This is a genomic window from Moorena sp. SIO2C4, assembly GCF_010672485.1.
Taxonomy (GTDB): domain Bacteria; phylum Cyanobacteriota; class Cyanobacteriia; order Cyanobacteriales; family Coleofasciculaceae; genus Moorena; species Moorena producens.
Window position 1 is genome coordinate 1 of the sequence record NZ_JAAHGN010000719.1, and the last position, 3,941, is coordinate 3,941.

10 protein-coding genes and 2 pseudogenes are annotated in these 3,941 nt (G+C 41.3%); 7 read left to right on the top strand and 5 right to left on the bottom strand.

Annotated elements, in window-relative coordinates; genetic code table 11:
• Positions 1 to 194 precede the first annotated feature (194 nt).
• From F6K20_RS27795 to F6K20_RS27810, 4 genes are all read right to left on the bottom strand, one after another.
• A complete protein-coding gene (locus F6K20_RS27795) occupies positions 195 to 371 on the bottom strand; it encodes a hypothetical protein (protein WP_154659949.1) in 177 nt (58 codons plus the stop codon).
• A gap of 29 nt (positions 372 to 400) precedes the next feature.
• Positions 401 to 703, bottom strand: a complete 303-nt coding sequence (locus tag F6K20_RS27800) for a helix-turn-helix transcriptional regulator (protein WP_008189746.1) — start codon at positions 701 to 703, stop codon at positions 401 to 403.
• The gene (locus tag F6K20_RS27805) at positions 700 to 1,023 is read right to left on the bottom strand and encodes a type II toxin-antitoxin system RelE/ParE family toxin (RefSeq protein ID WP_287296835.1); all 324 of its coding nucleotides are present in this window, start codon (positions 1,021 to 1,023) and stop codon (positions 700 to 702) included. Before F6K20_RS27805 ends, F6K20_RS27800 begins: the two co-directional genes overlap by 4 nt.
• 180 nt (positions 1,024 to 1,203) lie before the next feature.
• On the bottom strand, positions 1,204 to 1,365 hold the full coding sequence (locus tag F6K20_RS27810; protein ID WP_154659950.1) for a hypothetical protein: 162 nt from the start codon (positions 1,363 to 1,365) through the stop codon (positions 1,204 to 1,206).
• A gap of 188 nt (positions 1,366 to 1,553) precedes the next feature.
• Between F6K20_RS27810 and F6K20_RS27815 the strand changes: the two genes are divergently transcribed.
• The 7 genes and pseudogenes from F6K20_RS27815 to F6K20_RS40895 form a co-directional block, all read left to right on the top strand.
• On the top strand, positions 1,554 to 1,892 hold the full coding sequence (locus F6K20_RS27815) for a DUF433 domain-containing protein (RefSeq protein WP_287255570.1): 339 nt from the start codon (positions 1,554 to 1,556) through the stop codon (positions 1,890 to 1,892).
• A gap of 98 nt (positions 1,893 to 1,990) precedes the next feature.
• The gene (locus tag F6K20_RS40195) at positions 1,991 to 2,257 is read left to right on the top strand and encodes a DUF5615 family PIN-like protein (RefSeq protein ID WP_229415549.1); all 267 of its coding nucleotides are present in this window, start codon (positions 1,991 to 1,993) and stop codon (positions 2,255 to 2,257) included.
• Between the two features lie 73 nt (positions 2,258 to 2,330).
• Positions 2,331 to 2,624 carry a ribbon-helix-helix protein, CopG family gene (locus F6K20_RS27820; RefSeq protein ID WP_287265998.1) on the top strand — a complete coding sequence of 98 codons (294 nt, stop codon included), beginning with the start codon at positions 2,331 to 2,333 and terminating at the stop codon, positions 2,622 to 2,624.
• Between the two features lie 164 nt (positions 2,625 to 2,788).
• On the top strand, positions 2,789 to 3,010 hold the full coding sequence (locus F6K20_RS27825) for a type II toxin-antitoxin system HicB family antitoxin (RefSeq protein WP_008189754.1): 222 nt from the start codon (positions 2,789 to 2,791) through the stop codon (positions 3,008 to 3,010).
• Positions 3,000 to 3,213, top strand: a pseudogene (locus tag F6K20_RS40890) (type II toxin-antitoxin system HicA family toxin). Before F6K20_RS27825 ends, F6K20_RS40890 begins: the two are co-directional and overlap by 11 nt.
• A gap of 86 nt (positions 3,214 to 3,299) precedes the next feature.
• Positions 3,300 to 3,554 (top strand): type II toxin-antitoxin system Phd/YefM family antitoxin, encoded by a 255-nt coding sequence (locus tag F6K20_RS27835; protein WP_008189757.1) that lies wholly within the window; start codon positions 3,300 to 3,302, stop codon positions 3,552 to 3,554.
• A pseudogene (locus F6K20_RS40895) lies at positions 3,551 to 3,643 on the top strand (Txe/YoeB family addiction module toxin); the annotation flags it as partial. The gene F6K20_RS27835 and the pseudogene F6K20_RS40895, both read left to right, overlap by 4 nt.
• A gap of 187 nt (positions 3,644 to 3,830) precedes the next feature.
• Here the strand turns inward: F6K20_RS40895 and F6K20_RS27840 are convergent.
• Positions 3,831 to 3,941 (bottom strand): DUF2442 domain-containing protein (locus F6K20_RS27840; protein WP_287296837.1); only part of this gene is annotated, 111 nt, incomplete at its 5' end.

The window sequence follows — 3,941 nt, forward strand, 5'->3', positions numbered from 1 at the left end:
GAGCGAAAATTAACTGTTGTATCGACTAAACTTTCTGAATCTGTCTTTGCTAAAATTTGGGATAATCCTGAAGATGCCGAGTATGACAACCTATAATTTTGGGGATATTATTCTCGTCCCTTTTCCCTTTACTGACCAAACTACTATCAAAAAAAGACCAACCGTTATCATAAGCTCAAACACTTATAGCAATTCTACGACTTGTGAGGTACAAATTTCTGAGGTGCGACCCGTGGCGAATTTAATTCGCCTACGGAAAGCGCACCTAAGTTTTTAGGGAGCAGGGAGCAGGGAGCAGGGAGCAGGGAGCAGGGAGCAGCGGATATGGGAAAAGGTAAGAGGGAAGAGGTAAAAAATAATGTGTACCTCATAGCTAAGAGAAACGCTATATAATTTCAGGTTAAGGAGAAGGTTCAATTGGCACAAAATTAATTTCTACCTTATATCCAACAGCCTGAGCATAGTCTTCGATCGTCGAGAGCTTGGGAGAATAAGATGAATTAACATTCTCTAAACGGGAAATATTGCTCTTTTGTGTATTTAGAATTTTTGCCAACTCTTCTTGAGTTAAACCGGCTTTTTTCCTTAGGTCAATAAGTTTCTTTCTAAGATCGTAAGCTACGGCCAGAGCTTCATACTCTTTTTTAACTTCACTATTAACTAGAGCTTTTTCTTTAAACTTGGCAAAGGTTGGACGGCTCACTTTTTTATCTCCTTCATCCGTTTTTTGGCCAGATCTAATTCTTTTTTTGGTGTTTTTTGCGACTTTTTAATAAAGGAATGCAGAATAATTACTTCTCTTCCTTTGATCATACAGTAAAGAGAGCGACCAATACCTTCTTTACCTTTTGATCTTATTTCAAAAAGTCCGCCACCCATTGAAGCTGTGTATGGTTTACCCAGCATCGGACCAAACTCTTCAACCATCTCAGCGATGTGTAGAAAATTAGCGAGGATGCCTGGTGGAAAGTTCAATGTTTCTTGTTCTACTTTCTCGTTGTAGAAAGTAATTTGCCAGTTCATAGTTACAGGTTATCATATTTGATAACTTTTGGGTGATGTCCTAAGATAATGTGCGTACGCCATTCACCATATGATCGAGTTGCGAAAAATGAGGTATATCGAGAAATAGGTGAATTTAACCAAAAACATGCTGGCACGATGGAGGAGATAGTGCGATCGTAGTTCTTGTAGGGTGGGTTATCAACAGCCCTTAGCACCAACCAACCACCAATCAAAGCGATCGCCTTCTGCAACTTCCAGCGGGTCGGCGCTGATGGCAAGTGTGGGAACTGTGGAACCCGCGCGGGAGGTGTAGTGCGATCGCGTTATATAGCAGTCGCCAGGGCAGTTAGGACATGACAAAAGTCTCACACCCTTTGTAAGCGCAAGAGTGTGACTTCTGACTTCTGACTTCTGACTTCTGCTATACTAAGAGCATCCGTTAGGATCGGAAGGTAAATTAACCGACAATGCAGACCTTACCTTAAAGATGGCATCCTACTCCCTTAACTTGCCGCTTTAACTTCAGCCAAGTTGTAGAACAATGTGCTTTGCGTCAAGGCATTCCCCTCAACGACTTTATTTTATGGGCAGTGGCTGAAAAAGTTGCCGAAATCAAGCATCAATTCCATGACCCAAGCTTTCCCCACATTACTTATCGTCAAGGAGCCAGTGGTCACCCCGTCTCAGTCATTCGTGGGACAGGGATTCGAGTCCAGACAATTGCGATCGCCACCCACCAATGGGGAATGTCTCCCAACCAGCTGGCCGAGGAATATGGGTTAACTGAAACTCAAATTAACGACGCACTAGGGTTTTACACCGCACATCAAACCGAAATTGACAGCGCGATCGTAGCTGAACAAGAGAGCGAAGTAGCCAATGTCTAAACTGCGGCAACACCAAAGATGCGGACACGTCTATCAAAGCCTTACAATCAGCCCTAACCGTTCGTGGTCATGATGTTACTCGGACTCCCAATGAATGGATAGCCAAAGATGCAAGTGATGAAACCCAACTTTTGAAGGCAACGGCTCAAGGGCGATGTATTTTTACATTCAACATCAAAGATTTCTCCGCTTTAGCCATACAATACCCAGAACATCATGGCATTATTCTGGCGGCTCAAAGCAGATGGAACTTATCCGACCTTATTAAGGCACTCGAGCGTTTTCTTTTAGAGACTCAATCAGAAGATTGCTTAGGGCAAGTTCGTTGGTTGAATCAATATCGCCCTATTAGCCGTGATGATTAATGGTGAGTACATTAAGGGGAATATATATGGTTAATCACTTATTGGAAAAGCACGAAAAGGGAGAGAGAAATTTATGAACAATATTTCTATTGAAGAAATTGAACAAAAAATTGAAGTAGGAGAAGAAGTTATAGACCGCTATTTTGACTCCACAACAACAAGAGTCGGAACACGCCGTCAGATGACTTCAAGAAGAAGACAGGATATAGAAACCAAAAAGGTGGAAATTCCTAGCCCTATGCTTACTGAACTTGATACAATGGCAAAAGAACTCAACATTAGCAGATCTGCTGTGATTAAAATGATGCTAAGACGCGCCCTTGATGAACATTATCTTGCTCAGAAGCAGATGAAATCAGAAATTTAGTGCGATCGCCGCTCTTGTAGTACGATAGTGTTTGGAAGGCGCGAGCTATAGCGTTTCGGAGCATTTTGGTTATGCACAAAATAGAAATTATCCACCGATTACTCTTTGTTGGGTCTTTCAACTATAGAATAGACAGCCAAAAAAATATCTAGAGAAAAACAACAATGAAATCCTTAAAGGACTATAAAATTATTTTACGTCCCGATGACAATGGAACTTTTGTCGCCTATATTCCAGCCATTAAAGGATGTCATGCCTGGGGAGAAACTCCTGAAGCAGCCCTATCCGAATTAAATCCTGTTTTTGAGATGATTCAAGAAGAATACCTCGAAGAAGGCAAAAATTTACCTGATGATGTCGAGGTAACTGTTTCTCATGCCAGCTAAAGCTAAAACCGTGAGAAAAAGTTGCTAAACAATTAGGCTTTCATAAAGTTCGTCAAAAAGGAACTCATGCCCGTTGGAAGCATCCGGATGGACGGTCAACCACTATTCCTGTTCATGGTAATGCTGAGATGGGAGGTTGGTTATTTCGAGAAATACTCAAGCAGTTAGGAATTAGTGATCAGGAATTTTATCAACTCAAATAAGTGCGATCGCCCGTAGATTTTATTGACAAATAAAATAGGTAAATTTCGGTTACCTTTATAGTGTATAAAACTCTGACTATCTCAAAATGAAAGCAATTACGAGCAATCAAGCAAAACACCAATTAGATGAACTTATTGATCGGGTCATTCTTGACGTAGAACCGACTATATTATGTAATGATCAAGGAAAACAAGCTGTTTTAATGTCTTTAGATGAATTTAACTCTTGGCGAGAAACACTATATTTATTATCCCACCCTGCCAATGCCGAACATCTATTAGAATCTATTGGACAAGCTAAATCAGGAAAAAAATCAATTAAACAATTAATTGATGAATGAAAATCACTTTTACCGAAGCATCATGGTCTGACTATATTTGGCTACAAGAGAATGATAAAAGGCTATTAAAAAGAGTTAATTTACTGGTTTACGAGGACCTCAATTCATCAGGTTGACTCAAAGGGGGGATAATGTTGAGGCACGAAACCCAACAATCACGGGCTTTTGCTTACCTAACTGACGCTGCACTGGACGGACTGGCGATCGCTTAGTTCGTAACCGTTAGATACCTGCCGCCAGTGAGCTTGAACGTTAGAGTGCCTCACCTCGATTAACTCATAAATTTCTGGAGGATGGGGCTGGCGCACCACGCAGCATCCCTTCTGTACTCAAATCCTCGTCTATGTCGCTCCAGTGGATGCCATAACCACCACCGCAAACTTCCCA